Origin of the sequence: Azospirillum agricola, from assembly GCF_017876095.1 — a bacterium.
Taxonomy (GTDB): domain Bacteria; phylum Pseudomonadota; class Alphaproteobacteria; order Azospirillales; family Azospirillaceae; genus Azospirillum; species Azospirillum agricola.
Genome location: NZ_JAGINM010000005.1, coordinates 389343 through 412754 on the forward strand (window position 1 = coordinate 389343; position 23412 = coordinate 412754).

Sequence of the window (23412 nt, forward strand, 5' to 3'; positions counted from 1 at the left end):
TCAGCGCGCCGCGTCCGCCAACGGACGCTCCGCGCCCCGCCTCTCCCCTTCCCCCTGCCCGGCCCCCTCGTCCAGACGGGCGAGCAGGGCCTTGGCGGCGGCCAGCGCGCGGCGGGCGCGTTCCTCGGGGCCGACGCTGCGGGCCAGCGTGTCGGTCGGGATCTCCAGGCTCACCGGCACGTCGCGCGGCAGCGGCCGCAGGATGGAGAGCAGGTCGATGCCGCCCTCGCCGGGAAACAGCCGCTCGGCGCGGGCGGCGTGGATCAGCCCCTCGGTGGTGGCCGGCTTTTCGGCCGGGGCGTCGCAGAGCTGGACGTAATGCAGCCATTCGCGCGGCAGGGCGGCCAGGTCGGCGATGCGGCTGCCGGACCGGTCGAAATGCAGCGCGTCCACCAGCACGCCGCCGTTGGGCTGGGCGGCGGCGCGGACGACGCGCGCCGCCTTGGACAGGTCGGGCACGTCGGTCCAGGGCATGAACTCCAGATCCGCCGACAGGCCGTAGGGGGCCGCCGCCTCGCACAGCCCGGCGAAGCGCGCGGTCAGGCGGGCCTCGTCGGGGTCGTTGCCGGCGACCAGGATCGCCCGGGCGCCCAGCGCCTGCCCGATCTCCAGGAAGGGCGTGAAGGCGGCGAGGTCGGTGTGCGGCTCCAGCCGGATGATCTCCAGGTCGAAGACCGTGACTCCGGTGTCGGCGACGGCGGCCAGGGTCTCCCGCAGCAGGCGCGGGTCGTCCATCAGATAGGCCGGCCCGCCGGGGGTGGCCGGCAGCAGGCGGACGCCGACGTGGTCGTAGCCGGCGCGCGCGGCCAGCGCCACCATCTCCGGCGGCGCCACGTCCAGCACCGTGAGATGGGCGAGTGAGAAGCTGTGGCCCATGATCGGGATCCTCGAAGGATGGGAGCGGACTCAGGTCAGCGGCGAGACGTCGAGCGGCAGTCCGATGGTCGACTCCATGGCCGGGGTCAGCCAGACCGCGCTCCTGGGCGGCCAGACCCCGACACGCACCGATTCCGCGCGCAGGCGCGCCCGTTCCTCCAGGCTGGCGTAGGGCCAGATGTGGACGATGCGCGGCGGGCCGTCCACGGCGTGGGTCGCCAGCAGCAGCTTCGACAGCTTCGTGCGGCCGGGCAGCGCCTCCGCCCAGCCCTCCAGCGTCGGGGCCAGCCCGCCGGTCTTCAGCACGTAGGAGCGGATCTCGTAGATCGGCCCGAAGGCGCCGGGCTCGACCGGGGGCAGGCCGGGAAAGGGCGCCAGCGTGTCGAGCGACAGGCCGGTCAGGAACTCCCCGGCGCCGAAGGGGTCGGCGCTGGCCAGCGTGCGCCCGCGCTCGGCCGCCGCGTCGGCGGCGGTGTCGAAGCCGCGCAGCACGAGGACGCGGTTCAGCGGGCCGATGTCCGACGCCCAGGCGCCGAGAAGGCGGCCGCGCGCGCCGTCCGCCGCGCAGAAGTCGCGCAGGCGGGCGCCCAGCTTCGCCGCCGCCCCCATCGTGGTGGACAGCGTCGCCAGTTCGTAGCGTTCCATAATGGTCTCCGGAATGAGTCGTGAAGGAGAATGGGCCGGTCAGCCGGCCGCCTTTCGCGCCAGATCGAGTCCGGCCAGATAGCCGAAGGTCATCGCGGGGCCGAGCGTGATGCCGCCGCTGGGGTAATGGCCGCCCATCACGCTGGCCATGTCGTTGCCGGTGGCGTAGAGCCCGGCGATCGGCCGGCCGTCGCGGCCGAGCACGCGGGCCGCCGCGTCGGTCTTCAGGCCGGCGAAGGTGCCGAGGCTGCCCGGCAGGATCCTCACCGCGTGGAAGGGGCCGCGCTCGATGGGGCCGAGCGTCGGGTTGGGGCCGTGGCCGGGATCGCCCGACACCCGGTTGTAGGGCGTGCCGCCGCGCCCGAAGGCCGGGTCGCGGCCGGCGCGGGCGTCGCGGTTGAAGGCCTCGACCGTCGCCGCCAGCCCGGCCGGGTCGATGCCGCAGCGCCGGGCCAGCTCCTCCAGGGTCGGCGCGCTGACCAGATAGCCGTTGCGCCGGTAGCGCCCCAGCGGCACCGGAAAGGGCTTCGACGCGCCCAGCCCGTAGCGGCGCTGGAACCGGTGGTCGCAGACCAGCCAGGCGGCGGCCTCCTCCCCCGGCCCGACGGCGGCCAGGAGGTCGCGCATGAAGGCGTGGTAGGAGTTCGCCTCGTTGGCGAAGCGCCGGCCGGCGGCGGTGACGGCGATGAGTCCGGGCTTGCCCCGGTCGATCAGGTGCGGGAAATGCAGGACCGAGCCGTCGCGCTGGACCAGCCGCGACACCGGCGCCCAGGCCCCGGCGTCGCGCAGGCCGCGATCGACCTCCGCCCCCGCCGATTCGCCCAGGCGCAGCCCGTCGCCGCTGTTGTCCGGCGGGGCGGCCGACCAATGCTCCGCCCCGGTCGGCGCGTGGCCGAACAGCTCCCTGCGGCGCTCCGGGTCGTGGGGAAAGCCGCCGGCCGCCAGCACGACGCCGCGCCGGGCGCGCACCGCGACGTCCCCGTCGGGGGTGCGCAGCACGGCGCCGCGGACGGCGCCCTCCTCGACGATCAGCCGGACGACGGGGGAGCCGGTGCGGAAGCGCACCTTCAGATCCAGCGCCGATTTCAGCAGCCGGCCTGCCAGCGCCTCGCCGTTGACGAGCTGCATGGCGCGGCCGTGGCGGACCAGATCGACGGCGTGGCGGGCCAGCCGCCGCCCGGCGTGCAGGGCCGAGCGCAGCGAGCGCCGCGCGTTGAGGAAATGCCAGAGATCGGCGCCCGACGCGATTCCCATGCCCATCAGCGTCATCTCGGCCGGGGGGCGGCGCAGCAGCGCCACCGCCTCCCCCAGTTCCCGCCCGTCGTAGGGCGCGCCGCAGACCGACCGGCCGCCGGTGGCCGCCCCCGGCGCGTCGCCGTCGAAATCGGGCACCGCGTTGCCGGCGACGAAGCGGACGGCGGTGTTCTCCTCGAAGAAGGACACCATGCGCGGCCCGTTTTCCAGGAAGGCGTCGATCCGCCCGGCGTCGTACCGGTTGCCGAGGATGGCGCGCAGGTAGCGCCGGGGTTCCTCGACGTCCTCGCGGATGCCGGCGGCCTCGGCCAGCGGGTTGCGCGGGATCCACAGCCAGCCGCCCGACCACGCCGTGGTGCCGCCCAGCTTCGGCGCCTTCTCGGCGACCAGCACGTCCAGCCCGTGCCACGCCGCCGTCACGGCGACCGACAGGCCGCCGGCCCCCGACCCGACCACCAGGACGTCGCAGACGGGCGCCGTTCCGGGCGCTGCTCCGGCCCCGGCCCCGGCCCCGGCTGCCCCCGATGTTCCCTGAACTCTGTCCGTCATGGTCCCGAACCGCTGAAGATGTCCCCGTCGCGGTCGCGGCGGAGCCGGTGGAAGGCCGGCGAACCCAGGCCGGTGGCGGCGAGTTCGGCGGCGGCGGCGAGCAGATCCTGCGCCATCTCGTGCAGGCGCGGCTCGGTCACGCGCACATAGGGGCCGGCGACGCTGACGCAGCCCTTGACCGGCCGCCCCTCGCGGGTGCGGATCGGGGCGGCGATGGCGGCCATGCCGGCGGTGAAGGTCTCGATGGCGATGCTGTAGCCACGGCGGCGGGCGAGGTGGATATGCTCCAGGATCTCCTCGTCGCCGCGCGGCCCCTGCGGTCCCAGCGGCTGCTCCGGCATGCGGGCGCGCTGCCTGGCGATCAGCGCCAGCGCCTCGTCGTCGCGCAGGCAGGACAGCCAGGCGAAGCCGGCCGAGGTGCAGGCGAGCGGCGCCTCCATGCCCATGTCGGGGTCGTAGCGCAGCCCGGTGCGCGCGCCCTGCGCCTTGGCGACCCAGGTCAGCCGGTCGGTGTCGACGACCGACAGGCGGACCAGTTCCCCGGTCCGCAGCGCCAGCCGGTCGAGCACCGGCTGGGCGAGGTCGACGACGCCGCTGCCCGACAGATAGGTGAAGCCGAGCGACACCAGCTTGGCGGTCAGCATGTAGCCGCCGCGCTCGCCGTCCTGCCGGACATAGCCATGGCCGATCAGGTCGGTCAGCAGCCGGTGCGAGGCGCTGCGCGGAATGTCGAGCCGCGCGGCGATCTCGTGCAGCGGCAACCCCTCGGTGTGGACCGCCAGCAGCTCCAGGATCGCCAGCACCCGGTCGAGGATGCCGGTGCGGTCGCGGGGCGCCGGCTGGCCGGGGATCGCCGGCTCGGAGAGCGCCTGTTCGGAAGCCGGGGTGGTGGAGGGCGTGCGCGCCATCGTCCGTGTCCTGTCGTCGGGTGGGGGAGTGCCGGAGGGCGGCGAGTGTACGCCCTTGCCGGAACCCGATTCCACCGCGCCGTGCCCGGACCGGAATTCAGGGGAAGCGGAACCGCCCGTGGCGGGGGCCGAAGCCGCGCGCGCCGCCGGGGCGTGAAGGTCTGGGTGAGCCATGGCTGGCATCGTCGGCCGCTTTCCGTTCTGTTCCGGTTTGCGTCGCCATATTGGGACGCAATTCCAATTTCTGAAATTCATACTGGAATGCAGTTCCGGTTTCAAGCTATAACCGCCCCACCAACAATCGCCGAAGCCAAGCACCGGCCGTCCACGCGGCCGGACACGGGGCCGCACACATGGAGGGAGCGCAGATGACGGACATGAAGTTCACCAACACGCTGGGGACCGCGCGGGGAGTCAGCCGGCGCGGCCTGCTGACCGGCGCCGGGCGCGCCGTGATCGGCGGCGCCGCGCTGGCGGCCGGCGGCCCCTTCATCCTGTCGGCGCGCGGCGAGGTGCCGCTGAAGGTCGGCCTCGTCTTCGCCAAGCAGGGCACCTGGACCGAGCAGGGCGAGCTGCTGGTGAACGGCGCCACCATCGCGCTGGAACAGGCCAGGTCGCAGGCGCTCGGCCGCCCCGTCCAGCTGGTCTGGTACGACGAGCCGAGCCCGCAGGCGGCCCAGCAGAATTTCCAGAAGCTGGCGGAGGAGGAGAAGGTCGCCGCCATCCTGGGCGGCACCAACAGCGGCACCGCGCTGGCCATGAGCGCCGCCGCCAAGCGGACGAGGGTGCCCTTCATCACGCCCAACGCGGCGGCGCGCGAGATCACCGGGAAGGAGTGCAACCCCTACACCTTCCGCGTCCTGACGACGACGCCGGTCGCCAGCCGGGCGATCGGGCCGCAGCTCGCCGCCATCGGCAAGAAATGGTATTTCATCTGCGCGTCCTACGCCTACGGCATGGACGTCTACGCCGAGATGAGGAAGCAGCTCGACGCGTTCGGCGGCACCGAGGCCGGCTTCGACAAGACGCCGCTCGGCACCACGGATTTCAGCTCCTTCCTGCTGAAGATCCGGCAGGCCAAGCCCGACGTGATCGTCGCCGGCCTGCCGGGCGGCGACCTGTCGGCCTTCCTCAAGCAGTTCGCCGACATGGGCATGAAGGGCCGGATCCCGGTGGCCTGCCCGATCATCGGCGATTCCGACCTGTGGTCGATCGGGCCGGAGGCGGCGACCGGCATCTACGGCAAGCCCTGGCATTTCAGCGACCCCAACAACACCGCCGCCGACATGGAGTTCATCGCCGCCTACCAGGGCAAGTACGGCAAGCCGCCGGCCGACAAGGCCTGGCTCGGCTGGTTCAGCATGCGCAGCCTGCTGGGCGGCATCGAGCAGGCCGGATCGGTGGAGGCCGCCGCCCTGCTGCGCGGGCTGGAGACCGCCCGCTTCGAGGACGGCGCCATTCCCGCCTATTACCGCGACTGGGACCACCAGATGCTGCGGCGCTCGCTGGTGCTGAAGGTGAAGGACAGGATCACCGACAAGTGGGACTGGCTGGACGTGGTGAAGGTCACGCCGGAGAACCCGCTGGACCTGGAGAAGCAGTTCGGCACCCGCGAGGAGATCGCCTGCGCCATGGACAGGGCGTAAGCGCGAATCCCTCAAGATTGCTTGGCTTCGAGCCCTTCTCCCCTTGCGGGAGAGGGACTTGAACCACGCGCGCCCCTGCCTCGCGTGCATCAAGGACGCACATCATGATCGAGACGCTCATCCCTCAGATCGTGAATGGACTGGTTCTCGGCTTTCTCTATGTCCTCATAGCGGTCGGGCTTTCCATCATCTTCGGTCTTCTCGGGGTCGTGAACTTCGCCCACGGCGCCTTCTTCGCGCTCGGCGCCTATTTCGCGCTGACCCTTTACAAATGGTTCGGCTGGTGGGCGGTGCCGCTGGCGCCGCTGCTGGTCGGGCTGCTCGGCATGGCGGTCGAGCTGCTGCTGATCCGCCGGCTCTACGGCAAGGAGCCGCTGATCGGGCTGATCCTGACCTTCGCGCTCGGCCTGCTGATCGAGGCGCTGGTCCGGCTGGCCTGGGGGGCCGGCGGCCATCCCTTCAGCCCGCCGCCCTTCCTGGCCGGCATCGTCGAGTACGGCCCGCTGCTGATCACCAAATACCGTCTGGCCGTGCTGGCGGCGACCGTCGCGATCCTGGCCGGGCTGTGGGCCTTCCTGAACTTCACGCCCTTCGGCCGCATCCTGCGCGCCGGCAGCCGCGACGCCGAGATGGTCGGGATGCTCGGCATCAACCTGCCGCGCGTGCTGACCGGGGTGTTCGGGCTGGGCTGCCTGCTGGCCGGGATCGCCGGGGTGCTGGCGGCGCCGCTGTGGACCGTCACCCCGTCGATGGCGGCCGGCGCCATCATGCCGGCCTTCGTCATCGTCACCATCGGCGGGCTCGGCTCCTACCTGGGCGCCATCGTCGCCGGCCTGCTGGTCGGCGTCGTCACCGCCCTGACCATTCAATTCATGCCGGAGGCGTCCGCCGCCGCGATGTACGTGCTGATGGCCGCCATCCTGCTGGTCCGGCCGCGCGGGCTGTTCGGCGAACGCTGGGAGCGCTTCGAATGAGCCGCCGCACCTCGATCCCCACCCTCGCGTCGAACCCGCTGGTCCTGCTGGTCCTCGTCCTGGCCGCCCTGTCGGTCGCCGTGCAGATGACCGGGACGCCGCTCAGCCGCGTCACCCAGATCGCCATCTACGTGCTCTACGGCGCCGGGGTGAACCTGCTGCTCGGCTACACCGGGCTGGTGCCCTTCGGCGCCTCGGTCTTCTTCGGGACGGCCAGCTACGCGGCGGCGCTCGCCGCCCTGCATCTGGTCGGCAACGAGATCGTCGGGCTGGCCGTCACCGTCGCCTTCTCGGTGGTGCTGGCGGCGCTGCTGGGGGCGGTGGTTCTGAAGCGGCGCGGCCTGTACTTCTCGCTGCTGACGCTGGCCTGCTCGCAGATCGCCTTCGAGATCGCCTTCAAGTGGACCGACCTGACCGGCGGCGAGAACGGGTTGCAGAACGTGCCGCGCGGGCTGTTCCCCTCCTTCCTGTCCTTCCATGTCTTCGCGCTCGTCACCGTCGTCGCCGCCATGTGGTTCCTGTGGCGGCTGGCCCACGCGCCCTTCGGCCGGGTGCTCCAGGCGCTGCGCGACAACGAGCAGCGGGTGGCGAGCCTGGGCTACGACACCTACCGGGTGAAGCTGGCGGCCTTCGTCATCTCGGCGGCGCTGATCGGCTACGCCGGCGGGCTGCTGGCCTTCCTGCTGCAAGGCGCCTACGCCAACAACCTGAGCTGGCAGCACGCCGGCGACAGCCTGCTGATGACGGTGCTGGGCGGCGTGCACCATTTCCTCGGGCCGCTGTGGGGCGCCATCGCCTTCATCCTGCTGGAGGACAAGCTCAGCGGCCTGACCGAGCATTGGTGGCTGATCTTCGCCCCCATCATCATGGCCTTCGCGCTGCTGTCGCCGGAGGGCATCCACGGCCTCGCCCAGCGCGTGCTGCGGCGGGAGCGCTGGACCCTGACCCGCGCCGGCATCCCGCGCCGCCCCGACGTCATCGCCCCCTACCGCAGCACCGAACTGGACGCCGACGCCGGCACGCCCATCCTGACCGTCAAGGGGCTGAGCAAGAGCTTCGGCTCGCTGGTCACCGCCAGCAACATCGACCTGGAGGTCCACCCTCACCGGCTCCACAGCTTCATCGGGCCGAACGGCGCCGGCAAGACGACCTTCTTCAACATGCTGACCGGCGTGCTGCCGAGCGACCGCGGGACCATCGTCTTCGACGGCACCGACATCACCCGGCTGGCCATGCACCAGCGCATCCGGCTCGGCATCGGGCGCTCCTTCCAGATCCTCAGCGTCTTCCGCAACCTGACGGTCTTCGAGAATGTCCGCATCGCCGTCCAGGCGCGCAGCCCGCTGCGCTTCGGCCTGTGGCGCGACGCCCATTCCATCGATTCCGTCAACGCCCGCACCTGGTCGCTGCTGGCCTCGGTCGGGCTGGTGGAGCGCGCGGCGGAGCCCTGCACCAACCTGTCGCACGGCGAGCAGCGGCTGCTGGAGATCGCCATCACGCTGGCGACCGAGGCCAAGCTTCTGCTGCTCGACGAGCCGCTGGCCGGGCTGGGCGAGGCCGACCGGCAGGTCGTCGCCGCGCTGATCCGCCAGCTCGCCACCCGTCACGCGGTGCTGCTGATCGAGCACGACATCGACCGCGTGCTGAGCCTGTCCGACCGCGTCACCGTGCTGCACCAGGGCCGGCTGATCGCCGACGGCAAGCCGGCCGACGTCGCCGCCCACCCCGACGTGATCGCCGCCTATCTCGGCGCCGCACGGGACGGGGAAACCGCCGTCGCCGCCCCGCCGCGCGCCGCCGCCGCCAACACGGTCGGCAAGCCGCTGCTGCGGCTGGAGGGGGTGTCGTCGGGCTACGCCGGCAGCCGCATCCTCGACGGGCTCGACCTCGTGGTGCGCGAGGGCGAGGCGGTGGCCCTGCTCGGGCGCAACGGCGTCGGCAAGACGACCACGCTGCGCACCATCATGGGCGGCTGCCCGCTCAGCGCCGGGCGGATCACGCTGGACGGCGCCGACCTGACGGGGGCCAAGCCCTACGAGATCAACCGCAAGGGCGTCTCCCTGGTGCCCGAGGGGCGGCGGCTGTTCCCCAACCTGACGGTGATGGAGAATCTGCGCCTCGCCGCGCGGCCCGGCGGCCTGTCGGTGGAGGAGGTCTTCGCGCTGTTCCCCCGCCTGCACACCCGCCAGCGCGCCAAGGCGGAGAACCTGTCGGGCGGCGAGCGCCAGATGGTCGCCATCGCCCGCGCCCTGATGGTGCCGAGCCGCGTCATCCTGCTCGACGAGCCCTTCGAGGGCCTCGCCCCCGCCGTCGTCAAGGAGGTGATGGAGGCGGTGGCCAAGCTGCGCGGCCGCGTCGCCCTGGTGATCGTCGAGCACCACGCCGAAACCGTGCTGTCGCTGGTCGACCGCGCCTATGTGCTGGTCAACGGCAAGGTCGCCTACGAGGGCCGCGCCGAGGATCTGGAGCGCGACACCGCCCTCCAGCACCGCCTGCTCGGCGTCGTCCACCCCAGCGAGACCGGATCGGCGCCCATCGCCGCCGACCATTCCTGAACCCGGCCTTCCCGATCCTGGAGTCCCCATCCCATGCAGCCCATGCTGAACGGCGCCACCCGCGTCTTCGCCATCGTCGGCGACCCCATCGCCCAGGTGCAGTCGCCGGCCCACGTCACCAGGGCGTTCGCCGAACGCGGCGAGAACGCCATCCTGGTGCCCGCCCACGTCACGCCGGCCGACCTCGACGGCTTCCTCGACGGCATCGCCAAGGCGCGCAACGTCGACGGGATCATCGTCACCGTGCCGCACAAGTTCGCCTGCTTCCGCCACTGCACCGAGGTCACGGACCGGGCGCGCTTCCTCGGCGCGGTCAACGTCATGCGCCGCACGGCGGACGGCTGGGCCGGCGACATGGTGGACGGGCTGGGCTTCGTCGGCGGCATCCGCGCCGAGGGCTTCGAGCCGGAGGGCCGGAGCGCCCTGCTGGTCGGCGCCGGGGGGGCCGGCACCGCCATCGCCCTGTCGCTGCTGGAGGCCGGAATCCGCGACCTCGCCATCCACGACGAGGACGCGGCGCGGCGCGACACGCTGGTCGGCCGCCTGCGCGAACGCTTCGGCGGCGCGGTGCGGGCGGGCGAGCCGGATCCGGCCGGCTACGACCTCGTCGCCAACGCCACCCCGGCCGGGATGAAGCCGGGCGACCCGCTGCCGGTCCCGGTCGAGCGGCTTGAGCGCACCAGCTTCGTCGGCTGCGTCATCACCGCCCCGGCCGCCTCGCCGCTGGTGGTCGCGGCGCGCGGCATCGGCTGCCGCACCCAGGTCGGCGGCGGCATGTTCGCCAACCTGCTGGCGCTGATGGTGGATTTCCTGCTGGCCGGCAAGCGCTGAGCGGCGGCGCCCTCCCTCCTTCCCCCCAACACCCAACACAGACACCGGAAGCCCCCGCCATGACCATCGACCTCCGCCGGATGCCGGACAAGCCCGCCTACGACGTCATCGTCGTCGGGGCCGGCGGCGCCGGAATGGCCGCCGCCCTGTTCGCCGCCATCGAGGGCCAGAGCGTCCTGCTGATCGAGCGCACCGGGCATGTCGGCGGCACCACCGCCTTCTCCGCCGCGACGACCTGGATCCCCAACTCCCACCACCGCGCCGCCACCGGCGCGCCGGACAGCCCGGAGACCGCCGCCCGCTACCTCGACCTCGCGGTCGGCGACCGGTCCTCCGCCGCGCTGCGCCGCGCCTTCCTGGAGGCCGGCCCCAAGGCGGTCGAGACCATCGAGGCGAACTCCGAGGTCAAGTTCCGCGCCCGCCCCTTCCACCCCGACTACATCTCCGAGCTGGAGGGATCCACCCTGTGCGGCCGGGCGCTGGAGCCGCTGCCCTTCGACGGGCGCAAGCTCGGCCGGCACTTCGCGCTGATCCGCCCGCCGATCCCGGAATTCACCGTGCTCGGCGGCATGATGATCGACCGCGACGACATCGGCCACCTGCTGAAGCTGACCAAATCCTGGCCCTCCTTCAAGCACGCGCTCACGCTGGTGCTGCGCCACGCCATGGACCGCGCCCGCCACCCGCGCGGCACCCGGCTGGTGATGGGCAACGCGCTGATCGGCCGGCTGCTGCATTCGCTGCTCCAGCGCGGCGTCGACATCCTGGTGGACACCACGGTCGGGGAGCTGGTCCGCGACGGCGGCGCCATCACCGGGGTCGTCGCCTCCCAGGCCGGCGACAGCCGCCGCATCGCGGCGCGGCGCGGCGTCGTCCTGGCGTCCGGCGGCTTCAGCCGGCACGGGACGCTGCGCGCCGCCATGCTGCACCAGCCCACCCCCGAGCACAGCCCGATCGCCCCCGGCAACACCGGCGCGATGCACGACCTCGCCCTGGCGGCCGGGGCGCGCTACGGCACCGGCAACCTCGACAACGCCTTCTGGGCGCCGGTGTCGGTGCGCCGCCGGCCCGACCGCTCGACGGCGGTGTTCCCGCACTTCATCCTCGACCGCTGCAAGCCGGGCATGGTGACGGTGAACAAGGCGGGCAAGCGCTTCGTCGACGAATCCACCTCCTACCATTTGTTCGGCCGGGCGATGTTCGAGTCCAACAGGACGGTGCCGACCATCCCGGCCTTCCTGATCACCGATTCCGAGGGTTTGCGCAAATACGGCCTGGGCATGGTGCATCCCGGCGGCAAGAAGCTGGAGCCCTTCCTCAGGGACGGCTACCTCACCATGGGCGCGACGCTGGACGAGCTGGCCGGCAAGCTCGACATCGACGCCACCGGGCTGCGCGAGACGGTGGCGAGGATGAACGAATACGCCTGGACCGGCGTCGATCCCGAATTCGGGCGCGGCACCACCGCCTACAACCGGGCGAACGGCGACCCCAACCAGACGCCCAACCCGAATCTCGGCCCGATCGGCACGGCGCCCTTCTACGCGGTCAGGCTCTACCCCGGCGACATCGGGGCGGCGACCGGCTTCGTCACCGACGCCGACGCCCGCGTGCTCGGCCCCGACGACCGGCCGATCCAGGGGCTCTACGCCTGCGGCAACGACATGAACTCGATCATGGGCGGGGTCTATCCGGCGCCGGGAATCACGATCGGCCCCGGCCTCGCCTTCGCCTACCTCGCCGCCCGCCACGCGGCCCACGCCGACCGCCCACGCACCGTGAAGGAGATGGAAACATGCGCGCCCTTGTGACCGGAGCCAGCGAGGGAATCGGCGGAGCGGTCTGCCGCAAGCTGGCGGCCGACGCCATCCGGCGCGGCGAGGACGCGGCGATCCTGCTGACCGTCCGCAGCCCGCGCCCGGAGGTCGAGGCGCTGGCCGCCGAGCTGCGCGCCCTGGGCGCCCGCGCCGGGATCGCGTACGGCGATCTGGCCGATCCCGACACGCCGCAACGCTTCGTGGAACAGGCCCTGGCGGTCTGCGGCGGGCTCGACGCCGTGGTGTCCAACGCCGGGATGATGGGCGCCGCGCCGCTGACCGGCCTGACGGTGGAGGGCTGGGACCGGCTGTTCGCCGTCAACACGCGGGCGACCTGGCTGCTGGCGAAGGCGGCGCACGACGCGCTGGCGGAAAGCCGGGGCTCGCTGGTCGCCGTCGCCTCGATGTCGGGGGTGCAGCCCCACGCCGGCGGCGGCGCCTATTCGGCGAGCAAGGCGGCGCTGATCATGCTGGTCCGCCAGATCGCCCAAGAATGGGGACCGCAAGGCATCCGCGCCAACGCGGTGTCGCCCGGCATGACCCGCACGCCGCTGACCGCGCGGATCTACGCCGACGCCGGGGTCGCCGCGCGGCGCGATTCGCTGGTGCCGCTCGGCCGGGTGGCGCGGCCGGAGGATATCGCCGGGGTGGTCGGCTTCCTCGCCGGGCCGGACGCCGCCCACGTCACCGGCGAGAACATCACCGTCGACGGCGGCTACGCCAGCTCGATCCTCGGCCATCTGCCGGGACTGCCGGAGCGGCCATGACGCAGGATCCCGGAGCGGCCCGGCGCCGGGCCCGCGCCGGGATCATAGGCCGACCGGGGCACCCCCCACGACCATTCCGATCAACCCTTGCCGCCCACCCGCAAAAGGTGCAAGGCTGCGGACGGGCAAAGCAACGTCGGATGATCTCATGGGGTCCGTTCTCCAATCCCTGCAAACCCTGCCGTCCTATCTGCTGTTCGCGGCGGTGATGCTGGGCTTCCTGATGCTGTTCATCGCGGCCTACACCGCCGTCACGCCGTACCGCGACCTGGCGCTGGTCCGCCAGGGCAACACCACCGCCGCGCTGACGCTGGGCGGCGCGATGATCGGCTTCGCCCTGCCGCTGACGAGCGTCGCCTCCCACACCTCCAGCCTCGTCGATCTGGCGGTCTGGGGGGTGATCGCGCTGGTGTCGCAGATCGTCGCCTACCTGATCGGCTCGCGGGTGCTGCTGCCCGATTTCCGCGCGGGCGTCGAGGCCGACCGCACCGCCTACGGCGTTCTTCTCGGCAGCCTGTCGATCGCCGTCGGCCTGCTGAACTACGGCTCGCTGACCTACTGATCCCGCCCGCCGATCCCGAGAGGAGGCTCCGATGAAACGCTCCCGCACCGTCGCGGCCCTGCTGATGGGCGGCATCAGCCCGATCCTGGTCGCCTGCGGCGAGGACCAGCCCGACACGGCGACCGTCTACCCGTCGATCGAGGCCTGCGCCGCCGACATGCCGGCGGACGACTGCGTGGCCGCCTTCAGCGCCGCCCGCAACGAGCATCAGGCCAGCGCCCCCCGCTTCGCCAGCCGCGAGGCCTGCGAGGCGGAGATGGGCGACGGCGCTTGCACCCCGCAGGGCGAGGCCCAGGGCGGCGGCGGCCAGGGCAGCGGCATGGGCAACGTCTTCGTCCCGGCGCTGGTCGGCTTCATGGTCGGCCGCAGCCTGTCGGGCAGCTTCGCGCAGCCGGTCTATTTCGACCGCCAGGGCTACGCCCGCAGCGGCCGGACCCAGATCGGGCAGGCGCCGGTGCGGCCGCCCCAGGGCACGCCACCCCAGGGGACGGCGCCGGCCGGCGGCGTGGCCTCAAGCTCCGGGTCCTACTACCGGCCCGGCGCCGGCAACGCCGGCCGGTCCTTCACGGTCCCCGCGCCCGGACGCAGCGCCGGGTTCGGCTCGACCGGCTCGTCGCGCGGCTTCTCGGGAAGCTGAGGCCATGGAGCGCATCCGCACCACGCCCCGCCCGCACTGGCAGGCCAGGCTCGACGAGATCGGCTTCCCCTTCCACACCGAGGCCGACGGCACGCCCTATTGGGACGAGAGCGCCCATTGGCGCTTCTCCCTCGCCGAGGTCGAGACGCTCGAAGCCGCCGCCGAGGAGGTCTACCGGCTGTGCGAGGCGGCAGTCGGCCATGTGGTGACGCACGGGCTGTACGAGGCGGTCGGCCTCCCCCGCTGGGCCGCCCCGGCCATCGAGGCGAGCTGGGCCGAACGCGACGCGCGGGACATGGCGCTCTACGCCCGCTTCGACTTCGCCTGGGACGGCCGGGGCGGACCGCCCAAGGCGCTGGAGCTGAACGCCGAGACGCCGACCTCCCTCTACGAGACGGCGGTCGCGCAATGGTGCTGGCTCCAGGACACCCACCCCGGCGACGACCAGTTCAACAGCCTGGAGGAAGCGCTGGTCGAGCGCTGGCGGGCGCGGATGCGGGCCTTTCCGGGTCTCGCGTCGCAGGGGGAGGCCGTCCATTTCGCCTGCCTGATGCCGCACCCGGAGGACGAGGCGACCATCGCCTATCTCCAGACCCTGGCGCTGCGGGCGGGCATGACCACCAAGGCGATGCCGGTCCAGGCGATCCGCTACGACGATTCCACCCAGCGTTTCCTGGACGATTCCGGCCTGCCGATCCGGCACCTGATGAAGCTCTACCCCTGGGACTGGATGATCCGGGAGACGACCGGCCGCGAGCTGGTCGCCGCCGCCGCGCAAGGACGAATCCGGGTGATCGAGCCGGCCTGGAAGATGGTGATGGCGTCGAAGGGGCTGTTCGCCCTGCTGTGGGAGCTGAACCCCGGCCACCCGAACCTGCTGCCGACCACGCTCGACCGCAACGCGTTTCCCGCCGGCAGCACGGTGGTGGCCAAGCCGCTGCTCGGCCGCGAGGGCAGCAACGTCAGCATCGCCACCCTGGGCGCCGACGGGCTCCCGGCCGGCCGGCCGCTGGCCCAGACGGAAGGCCCCTACATGGACGAGGGCTGGGTCTACCAGGCCTTCACGCCGCTGGCCGAGGCGGACGGCAACCACGCCGTCCTCGGCGTCTGGATGGCCGGCGGCACCCCCTGCGGCCTGGGCATCCGCGAGGACCGCGCCCTGATCACCGGCAACACCAGCCGCTTCGTCCCGCATCGGATCGGCTGAGGGCGGATCGGCTGAGGGCGGATCGGCTGAGGGCGGATCGGGCGGCGGGAACGGGGGAGCGTCCCTCCGTCCCCGCCGCCGCGCCGTCAGTGGTTCGACGCCGCCGCCGCGCCGATGCCGGTCTGCGAGCGCACGAACTGGTCGTCGTAGGCGTCGCGCTCCGCCGCCGCCGAGGCGCTGCGGTCGAGCTTCGACACCACGATGGTCACCAGGAAGGCCAGCGTCATCGAGAACAGCGCCGGATGCTCGTAGGGGAAGATGGGCGCCGGGTTGTTCAGCACCACCACCCACACGGCGTTGGACAGCACCACCATCGCCACCGCCGACACCAGCCCGGCGAGGCCGCCGGCCAGCGCGCCGCGCGTGGTCAGCCCCTTCCAGTACATCGACAGGATCAGCACCGGGAAGTTGACCGAGGCGGCGATGCCGAAGGTCAGCCCGACCAGGAAGGCGACGTTCTGTTTCTCGAACGCGATGCCCAGCACCACGGCCAGCACGCCCAGCACCAGCGAGGCGAGCTTGGACACGCGCATCTCCTCGCGCTCGGTCGCCTCGCCCTTGCGGATGACGCGGGCGTAGAGGTCGTGCGCGATGGCCGAGGCCCCGGCCAGCGCCAGCCCCGACACCACCGCCAGGATGGTGGCGAAGGCCACCGCCGACAGGAAGCCCAGGAACAGGTCGCCGCCCAGCGCCTTGGCCAGATGCATCACCGGCATGTTGCCGCCGCCGATCAGCTTGCCGCCGACCACGCCGCCCTCGAAGAACTGCGGGTCGGTGCCGACGATGGTGATCGCCGCCATGCCGAGGATGCAGACCAGCAGGAAGAAGAAGCCGATGAAGCCCGAGGCCACGAACACGCTCTTGCGCGCCTCCTTGGCGTTGGGGACGGTGAAGAAGCGCATCATGATGTGCGGCAGCGCCGCCGTGCCGAACAGCAGGCCGAGCGACAGCGACACCGCCGACACCGGGTCGGCCAGCAGCGTGCCCGGCCCCATGATCCGCACGCCGTCCTTGTGCGAGGCGACGGCGCTCCTGGCGATGGCCTCCAGGCTGAAGCCGAAATGCGACAGGGCGAGCAGGGTCAGCGCCGTGCCGCCGCCCAGCAGCAGCACCGCCTTGATGATCTGCACCCAGGTCGTCGCGATCATGCCGCCGAAGGTGACGTAGACCACCATCAGCACGCCGACCACCACCACGGCGACGTTGTAGTCCAGCCCGAACAGCAGCTTGATGAGCTGGCCGGCCCCGACCATCTGGACGATCAGGTAGAAGCACACCACCGTCAGCGAGCCGATGGCCGCGAAGGTGCGGATCTTGCCCTGGTCCAGCCGGTAGGAGGCGATGTCGGCGAAGGTGAAGTGGCCGAGGTTGCGCAGCCGCTCGGCCAGCAGGAACAGGATGATCGGCCAGCCGACGAAGAAGCTGATGGTGTAGACGAAGCCGTCGTAGCCCTTGGCGAACACCATGCTGGACAGCCCCAGCAGGGTCGCCGCCGACATGTAGTCGCCGGCGATGGCCAGCCCGTTCTGGAAGCCGCTGATGCCGCCGCCGGCCGTGTAGAAGTCCGACGTGGATTTGGTGCGGTTGGCCGCCCAGTACGTGATGCCCAGCGTCAGCAGCACGAAGGCCAGGAACATGCCGATGGCCGACAGGTTGACCGGCTGCTTGTCCACCGGCCCGAGGTCGCCGGGGGCGGCCAGCGCCGGAAGGGCGCAGGCGGCGAGCAGCGCCGCCGCCCCCGCGACGCGCGTGATCCTTGGCGCGCTCATCGCCCCTTTCATCGCAGGGTCTCCCGCGTGATGTCGTCGTTGAGATCCTCGAACTCGCCGTTGGCGAAGTGCGAGTAGACCCCGGTCAGCAGCCAGGACACCACGATGATCGCCGCCCCGATGGGGAAGCCGACGCTCAGGGCCGATCCCTCGCCCAGCGGGGCGTGCAGCGTCTGCGGCGCGAAGGCGACCACCATCATGAAGGCGTAGTAGGCCACCAGCACGATGGCCGACAGCCCGAGCGCCAGCCGGCTGCGCTTGCGGACCAGTTCGTGGAATTTCGGGTTCCGGCGGACCCGTTCGTACACGGGGTTCGACATGTTTCCTCCAGACGGTGGCCGTCTCTTGTCGTTGACCCCTCTCGGGGCTCTGGAGGCATCGGCTAGCAGCACAGTTTTGCCCAAGTTTCCCGGAACTGTGACGAATTGTTGCCGGTCGATTTCGGCGATCCTCCCCCGCTTTGCGATTGAGCGGCGGGCCGGAAGCTGGAACACTGGCGGCCTTTCCGCTCTTTTCCGAAGATCACGCGCTCCATGGTCCGCTCGCGCCTGTTCCTCCGGCTGTTCTCGGCGATCCTGCTGACGCTGGGGCTGTTCTCGACGGCGGTCTACGTCTTCTCGGTCCCGCTGATCGAGGAGAAGGCCTACGAGATCGAGCGCGACGCCAGCCGCACCATCCTCGACAACGTGTTCGAGCTGGTCAGCCGCATCCGCGCCGGGCTGGAGGAGCAGCGGGCGATCACGGTGGAATCCTACAAGACCCGCCTGCGCGACATGGTGACGGCCGCCGTCGGCTTCATCGACCATGTCCACGCCCGCGCCGACCGGGGCGAGATCACGCGGGAGGAGGCCAGGCGGCTGGTGGCCGAGGGGTTGCAGGCCCTGCGCTACGGCAACGAGGGCTACATCTGGGCGACCGACTACGATTCCGTGATCGTCTCGCACCCGTCGCCCGACTATCTCGGCCGCAACGCCTCGATGTTGCAGGACAACATGGGCCGCAACATCCTGCCCACCATCATCGCCACCGCGCGCCGGTCGGGCGAGGGGTTCCACACCTACCCCTGGTGGCGCCCCAACGGCGACGAGCGGGCGCCCAAGCTCAGCTACTTCCGCGACCTGCCGGAGCGCGGCATCGTCGTCGGCACCGGCGCCTATCTGGAGGACGTCGACGCCGAGGTCGAACGCCGCAAGGCCGAGGCCATCGAGGATCTGCGCCAGGCCCTGCGCAAGCTGCGCATCGCCCGCACCGGCTATCTCTACATCTTCGATTCGGCGAACCGGATGATCATCCACCCCAACGCCAACATCGAGGGCAGCCCCTTCGGCGACCTGCCCAACGCGGCGACCGGCAACGGCATCGCCGAGGAGCTGAAGGCCGCGTCGGCGCGGGGGGAACCGCTGACCTACCTGTGGGACAAGCCCGACGACCCCGGCAACTACGCCTACGAGAAGATCAGCTGGGTCCGCCATTTCGACGGCTTCGACTGGTACATCGCCTCGTCGGTCTATGTCGAGGAGCTGCGGCGCTCGTCGGTGGTGCTCGGCAACCGCATCCTGGCCATCGCGGTGACGCTGATGCTGGCCGGCGGGCTGCTCGGCTACGTCGCGGTGCGGCGGCTGGTCCGCCCGCTGCACCGTCTGGCCGAAACGGCGGCGCAGGTGCGGGCCGGCGACCTCGACGCCGCCAGCGGCATCCGGCGCGACGACGAGATCGGGCTGCTCGCCACCGCCTTCGACGGCATGGTCGGCCGGGTGCGCGACGACATCGCCACGCTGGACAGCCGCGTGCGCGACCGCACCGCCGCCCTGGAGGACGCCAACGCCCGCCTGCGCGACGCCATGGCCAGCCAGGACGCCGCCCGCCGCGCCCTGGCCGAGGCGGAGGAGCGCCAGCGCGTCATCCTCGACGCCATCCCGGCCTGCATCGCCGGGCTGGACCGCGACGAACGGCTGATCTTCGCCAACCGCCGCTGGGCCGAGCTGGTCGGGCGGTCGAAGGAGGAGGTGATCGGCCGGGAACTGGTCGCCGTCGTCGGCCGCCGCGCGCGCGAGGCGCTGGCCCCGCATCTCGACCGCTGCCGGGCCGGCGAGCCGGTGACCTTCGAGTACAGCCTTCCGCGCGGCGGCGGCACGCTGATCACCAAGACGACGCTGATCCCGCATCGCGGCGGCGAGAATGGCGGCGAGGATGGCTCCGTGTCCGGCCTGTTCGTGCTGACGCTCGACGTCACCGACGAGAAGCAGACCGAGCGCCAGCTGATCGAGGCGCAGCGGCTGAAGGCGGTCGGCCAGCTCTCCGGCGGGCTGGCGCACGACTTCAACAACCTGCTGTCGATCATCATCGGCAACCTGTCGGCGGCGCGCGACCGCTACGCCGGGGTGGCCGGGCTGGACGCCTATCTGGAACCGGCCCAGCGCGCCGGCCGGCGCGGCGCCGACATCACCGCGCGGCTGCTCGCCTTCTCGCGCCAGCAGCCGCTGAAGCCGCACCCCATCGAGCTGTGCGGGCTGCTGCGCGACATGGCGGTGCTGCTGCGGCGCTCCTTCCCCAGCTCCATCGCCATCGGCGTTCCGGAGGAGGGGCGCGAATGCTGGACCATCGCCGACCAGACGCAGCTTGAGAACGCGCTGGTCAATCTGGCGCTCAACGCCCGCGACGCCATGCCCGGCGGCGGACGGCTGGACATCGCGGTCGACATCCGCCGGGTGAGCGAGCCGCTCGCCTTCGACGAGCCGGTGCGGCCCGACGACTATCTGGAAATCCGCGTGACCGACGGCGGCACCGGCTTCACGGCCGAGGCGCTGGCCCGCGCGGTGGAGCCCTTCTTCACCACCAAGGCGCTGGGGTCGGGGCTCGGCCTGTCGATGGTCTACGGCTTCGTGAAGCAGTCGCGCGGCTATTTCCAGATCGACAGCGCCCCCGGCGCGGGCACCCGCGTCACCCTGCTGCTGCCCCGCGCCGAGCCGGTCGCCCCCCTGCCCGTGCCGGCCGCCGCCGCCCCGCCGTCCGACCGGCCCGACGGCGGCTGGCACGGGCAGCTCGCCCTGGTGGCGGAGGACAACGACGACGTCCGCCAGGTGATGCGGCAGCAGCTGGTCGAGCTCGGCTTCTCGGTCGTCGAGGCGTCGGACGGCGACGAGGCGGCGGAGCTGGTCGGACAGATCGACGGGCTGAGCCTGCTGGTGTCCGACATCGTGATGCCCGGCCTGTCGGGGATCGAGCTGGCGCGGCGCACCCGCGCGCTTCGACCCGCCATGCGGGTGATTCTTGTCAGCGGTTTCTCAGTCGAGTATGGCGAGCTGGCCCCCGACGCGGTCATACTGCGCAAGCCGTGGGACAAGCGGGACCTGGTGGCGGCCATCGGCCGCAGCGCCGAATCCGCACCTGCACCCGCACCCGCGTAAGGGCACGGCACGGGGGAAACGCGCGTGACGCACAAGAAGCGCATCTATCTGGTCGAGGACGAGGCCGACATCCGCAGCCTGGTGACCGGCGTGCTGGAGGGCTACGGCTACGCGGTGTCCTCCTGGCCCAGCGGGCGGGAGGCCCGGCAGGCGATCCAGCGGCAGGCGCCGGACCTCTGCATCGTCGATCTCGGGCTGCCCGACATGGACGGCCTCACCCTGGTGCGCGAGCTGTGGGAGGACGTGCGCTTCGGCGTCATCATCCTGTCCGGGCGCGGCGGCACCTCCGACCGCGTGCTGGGGCTGGAGCTGGGCGCCGACGATTACGTGGTGAAGCCCTTCGAGCCGCGCGAGCTGGTCGCCCGCGTCAACAGCGCCATCCGGCGGCGCGAGCAGCTGACGGCCGCCGCCGCCACGGCGGACAGCGGGCGGGCGCGCTTCGCCGGCTGGGTCTTCGACCTCGGCGACCTGACGCTGACCGCCGACGACGGCCGCCAGGACAGCCTGACGGCGGCGGAGGCCGCCCTGCTGCTGACCCTGCTGAAGGCGCCCAGGCGCGTGCTGTCGCGCGAGCATCTGCAAGGCCCCGACCTCGACCGCGACGACTACCCCTACGACCGCAGCATCGACGTCCGCGTGTCGCGCATCCGCAAGAAGATCGAGGACGACCCGCGCAGCCCCCGCCTCATCAAGACGGTCTACGGCGCCGGCTATCTGTTCGCGGGCGAGGTGGACTGGCTGCGCTGAGGGCGCCCATCGGGCCCCTGGGTCGTCTCTCGACCCGTCATCCCCGCGAAGGCGGGGATCCAGAGTTTTCCGAGCGGAACCAATGGGAAAAGCCTGGCTCCCCGCCTTCGCGGGGATGACGGCTCCATTCAGCGCCGATGATGAAAACTCGATTCCGCTGGACGCTCCAAGTGCCTGTTGGCGGCGCCCCTCACGGAAACCCCAGCCTTTTGATGGCGAGCGGATTCACGCTTCGAACCGATTCCGGTTTTACGCGATCCGCTCTTAGAAATGGTTCATCAGGAATTTTTCCCCAGCCTTCAGGCTCTCGCCGTAACCCAGCGTGTATCGCCAGGGCGTGGAGGGAACGCCCATGGCCTTCAAGATGCTCGGAACGAGCTTGTCCGGCACGATGACGCCCCTTCCTTTTGCATCGAAATACTGCTGAAGCCTTCTTCTTATGAAATCCCGAATCTTGTCATCGTTCAACGACAGGTCGCCAACCTCCTGCCGCACCTCGTCCCTGAGGATCGAAAACCAGAATCTCTTGCCGGCCGCCTTCCATCTTGCACGCTGCTTTTCATATTTCTTCCTCGCCGCATTCATCTTCTTGATGATTTTTGTGGTGCTCAACATGCCCGTGTTGTTGTGGTTGGCGGACATCGTCATGTAATTGGCGGGTTCCAAGGACGGATAGACGATCTCGGTGAAGTTGGCCACCTTGGCCTTCCAGTTGTCCTTGAGGAAGATATGGTCCGCGCTTTTCGAAGCCGTCAGATCGCCGAAGGCGATGAAATTGCCCGTCTTCGTGTTGCTGAGAACCAGATCCGGCCGTGTCGAGCCGACGGGAAGCTGTTCGTACACCGTCGTCTGCTTGGGCAGGTTGGTCGGATAGAATTGTGAGTCCGTGCTGGTCGCCAGGCTTTCGATCGCATAGCCGAAGGAGGTGGCAAGGGTTTTGACGACCTTGCCGCTGTTGTAGTCGTTCCAGTCGCTGACCCATTTCTTCGTGTGCCCGTCGAGATCCTTGTAGGGGCCGAGCTGTGGGGCGCTGAGGATGAAATTGTAGGCTTGCTGGGTCGAATTCTGGAACTCGGTGAAGAAGGTGTTCGAGTTCTTGTAGTCCGTCGAATTCCTCGGCGCGTTTATCGTCTTGTTCGCCAGGGTCACCTGCTGCATGCGCTGGAGGACGCGCGCCGGCGGCCGGAAGGACGGCGCGCCGGCCCTTCCCATCGGCCCCCCCGCCGGCACCGGCGGCGGGTTCGGGCGGGGCATCGGCGCCGCCTTGCGCTGCAACGCGCCGCGGTTCGCGTCCGCCGCCCCGGTGGCCCGGCCGGGAAACGGGGGTGCGGAGAACGGGGTCGCGGGAAACGGGGTCGCCTGCGGGGCCGGCGAGGCCATGGCGGCGGCGGCCCGCTGGCCGAGCCGGTCGGCTTCGGCCTCCAGCGCGTCGTCCTGAACGATCGCCAGGCCGTCCGGAAGCGCCGCCCGCACCCGCCCGGTCTTCTGCTGCAACACATGGGCGAGTTCATGGCCGAGCAACTGCTGGCCCTGCGGGGTGTCGGGCCGGTATTGGCCGGGCGCGAAATAGATGTCGGAGCCGGTGGTGAAGGCGAGAGCGCCGATGGACGATGCCTGCGGCCCGACATGGACGCGGACGTTGGAGAAGTCGCCCCCCAGAGCCGCCCCCATCTTGCGCTGCAACGCCTCGGGCAGCGGCTTTCCGGGGGTCGCCGGAAGAAAAAGACGGTTGGGCGGGACCGCCGTGACGCGCGGACCGCCGTTGCGCGCCGCCGGTCCCGCCGGCCGGCCGAAGCCGTGGCCTGCGGCGAATTTCCCCTGAATGATCCGCGAGGCTTTCCCCGACATCGACCAACCCTTCCCCGAATTCGTGGCGCGAGGATGACTGTCCGGGCAATTGCTTTATAATCGGTAATCGAACGACCGCCTTCTCAACCCCGGCGTCATGGCCGGCCCTTGACGCGTCATCGTCCGGATGTTTCCGGAATCCGACTCGCGCGGCGGGCGGATGCGCTTCGGTCGCGGCCGCTGGCGGCGCGCCGGGTAACAATTGGTCATAATCCTGAGAAAGTTGGGCAACGCTGGCCTGCTACAGGGTCGGTCCAAGAAGCCGACAAGAATCATGAGGGAGAACGGTCCGATGAGTGAAGCCTGCGCCCTTCCCAACGCCTACGAACGCGATCTCGACCGCAACGCCGCGAACTTCGTGGCGCTGACGCCGCTGACCTATCTGGAGCGCGCCGCCGCCGTCTGGCCCGAGC

Annotated in this window: 18 protein-coding genes; 11 read left to right on the plus strand and 7 right to left on the minus strand. The window is 71.1% G+C overall.

The genetic code is table 11. The features are described 5' to 3' along the window. Genes J2847_RS10155 through J2847_RS10170 form a run of 4 tightly spaced genes read right to left on the minus strand, consistent with a single transcriptional unit; the run spans position 1 to position 4232 of the window. Entirely contained in the window at positions 1 to 876 is an 876-nt protein-coding gene (locus J2847_RS10155) for a sugar phosphate isomerase/epimerase family protein (protein WP_209778862.1), read from the minus strand. Positions 877 to 906: 30 nt separating this feature from the next. Further along, entirely contained in the window at positions 907 to 1521 is a 615-nt protein-coding gene (locus J2847_RS10160; protein WP_209778863.1) for an NIPSNAP family protein, read from the minus strand. Between the two features lie 39 nt (positions 1522 to 1560). Continuing rightward, positions 1561 to 3324, minus strand: a complete 1764-nt coding sequence (locus J2847_RS10165; protein ID WP_209778864.1) for an FAD-dependent oxidoreductase — start codon at positions 3322 to 3324, stop codon at positions 1561 to 1563. Beyond that, the gene (locus J2847_RS10170; RefSeq protein WP_209778865.1) at positions 3321 to 4232 is read right to left on the minus strand and encodes an IclR family transcriptional regulator; all 912 of its coding nucleotides are present in this window, start codon (positions 4230 to 4232) and stop codon (positions 3321 to 3323) included. Before J2847_RS10170 ends, J2847_RS10165 begins: the two co-directional genes overlap by 4 nt. Positions 4233 to 4600: 368 nt before the next feature. Here J2847_RS10170 and J2847_RS10175 point away from each other — a divergent pair, with 368 nt between their 5' ends. From J2847_RS10175 to J2847_RS10215, 9 genes are all read left to right on the plus strand, one after another. Beyond that, entirely contained in the window at positions 4601 to 5878 is a 1278-nt protein-coding gene (locus tag J2847_RS10175) for an ABC transporter substrate-binding protein (RefSeq protein ID WP_209778866.1), read from the plus strand. Between the two features lie 104 nt (positions 5879 to 5982). Beyond that, on the plus strand, positions 5983 to 6852 hold the full coding sequence (locus J2847_RS10180) for a branched-chain amino acid ABC transporter permease (protein ID WP_085553311.1): 870 nt from the start codon (positions 5983 to 5985) through the stop codon (positions 6850 to 6852). After that, positions 6849 to 9407: a branched-chain amino acid ABC transporter ATP-binding protein/permease gene (locus tag J2847_RS10185; RefSeq protein WP_209778867.1), complete on the plus strand. Its 2559-nt coding sequence runs from the start codon at positions 6849 to 6851 to the stop codon at positions 9405 to 9407. The genes J2847_RS10180 and J2847_RS10185 overlap by 4 nt, the downstream gene beginning before the upstream one ends. 33 nt (positions 9408 to 9440) lie before the next feature. Then, positions 9441 to 10238, plus strand: a complete 798-nt coding sequence (locus tag J2847_RS10190; protein ID WP_209778868.1) for a shikimate dehydrogenase family protein — start codon at positions 9441 to 9443, stop codon at positions 10236 to 10238. A 59-nt stretch (positions 10239 to 10297) separates the two neighbouring features. Further along, complete coding sequence (locus J2847_RS10195) at positions 10298 to 12049, plus strand: FAD-dependent oxidoreductase (RefSeq protein WP_233474406.1); 1752 nt, start codon at positions 10298 to 10300, stop codon at positions 12047 to 12049. Continuing rightward, positions 12034 to 12822 carry an SDR family NAD(P)-dependent oxidoreductase gene (locus J2847_RS10200; protein WP_209778869.1) on the plus strand — a complete coding sequence of 263 codons (789 nt, stop codon included), beginning with the start codon at positions 12034 to 12036 and terminating at the stop codon, positions 12820 to 12822. The genes J2847_RS10195 and J2847_RS10200 overlap by 16 nt, the downstream gene beginning before the upstream one ends. A gap of 148 nt (positions 12823 to 12970) precedes the next feature. Continuing rightward, entirely contained in the window at positions 12971 to 13384 is a 414-nt protein-coding gene (locus J2847_RS10205) for a DUF350 domain-containing protein (protein WP_209778870.1), read from the plus strand. A gap of 31 nt (positions 13385 to 13415) precedes the next feature. Then, positions 13416 to 14021, plus strand: coding sequence for a DUF1190 domain-containing protein (locus J2847_RS10210; RefSeq protein WP_209778871.1), 606 nt, complete (start codon positions 13416 to 13418; stop codon positions 14019 to 14021). Positions 14022 to 14025: 4 nt separating this feature from the next. Next, on the plus strand, positions 14026 to 15228 hold the full coding sequence (locus tag J2847_RS10215; RefSeq protein WP_209778872.1) for a glutathionylspermidine synthase family protein: 1203 nt from the start codon (positions 14026 to 14028) through the stop codon (positions 15226 to 15228). An 86-nt stretch (positions 15229 to 15314) separates the two neighbouring features. On the opposite strand, the gene J2847_RS10220 is transcribed toward J2847_RS10215, so the two are convergent. After that, the gene (locus tag J2847_RS10220) at positions 15315 to 16997 is read right to left on the minus strand and encodes a cation acetate symporter (RefSeq protein ID WP_209778873.1); all 1683 of its coding nucleotides are present in this window, start codon (positions 16995 to 16997) and stop codon (positions 15315 to 15317) included. Between the two features lie 8 nt (positions 16998 to 17005). Beyond that, the gene (locus tag J2847_RS10225; RefSeq protein ID WP_209778874.1) at positions 17006 to 17317 is read right to left on the minus strand and encodes a DUF485 domain-containing protein; all 312 of its coding nucleotides are present in this window, start codon (positions 17315 to 17317) and stop codon (positions 17006 to 17008) included. A 213-nt stretch (positions 17318 to 17530) separates the two neighbouring features. Between J2847_RS10225 and J2847_RS10230 the strand changes: the two genes are divergently transcribed. Next, complete coding sequence (locus J2847_RS10230; protein WP_209778875.1) at positions 17531 to 20404, plus strand: cache domain-containing protein; 2874 nt, start codon at positions 17531 to 17533, stop codon at positions 20402 to 20404. Positions 20405 to 20428: 24 nt separating this feature from the next. Continuing rightward, a complete protein-coding gene (locus tag J2847_RS10235) occupies positions 20429 to 21151 on the plus strand; it encodes a response regulator transcription factor (RefSeq protein ID WP_209778876.1) in 723 nt (240 codons plus the stop codon). A 264-nt stretch (positions 21152 to 21415) separates the two neighbouring features. Here the strand turns inward: J2847_RS10235 and J2847_RS10240 are convergent, their stop codons facing one another. After that, a complete protein-coding gene (locus J2847_RS10240; protein WP_209778877.1) occupies positions 21416 to 22999 on the minus strand; it encodes an eCIS core domain-containing protein in 1584 nt (527 codons plus the stop codon). Positions 23000 to 23412 lie beyond the last annotated feature (413 nt).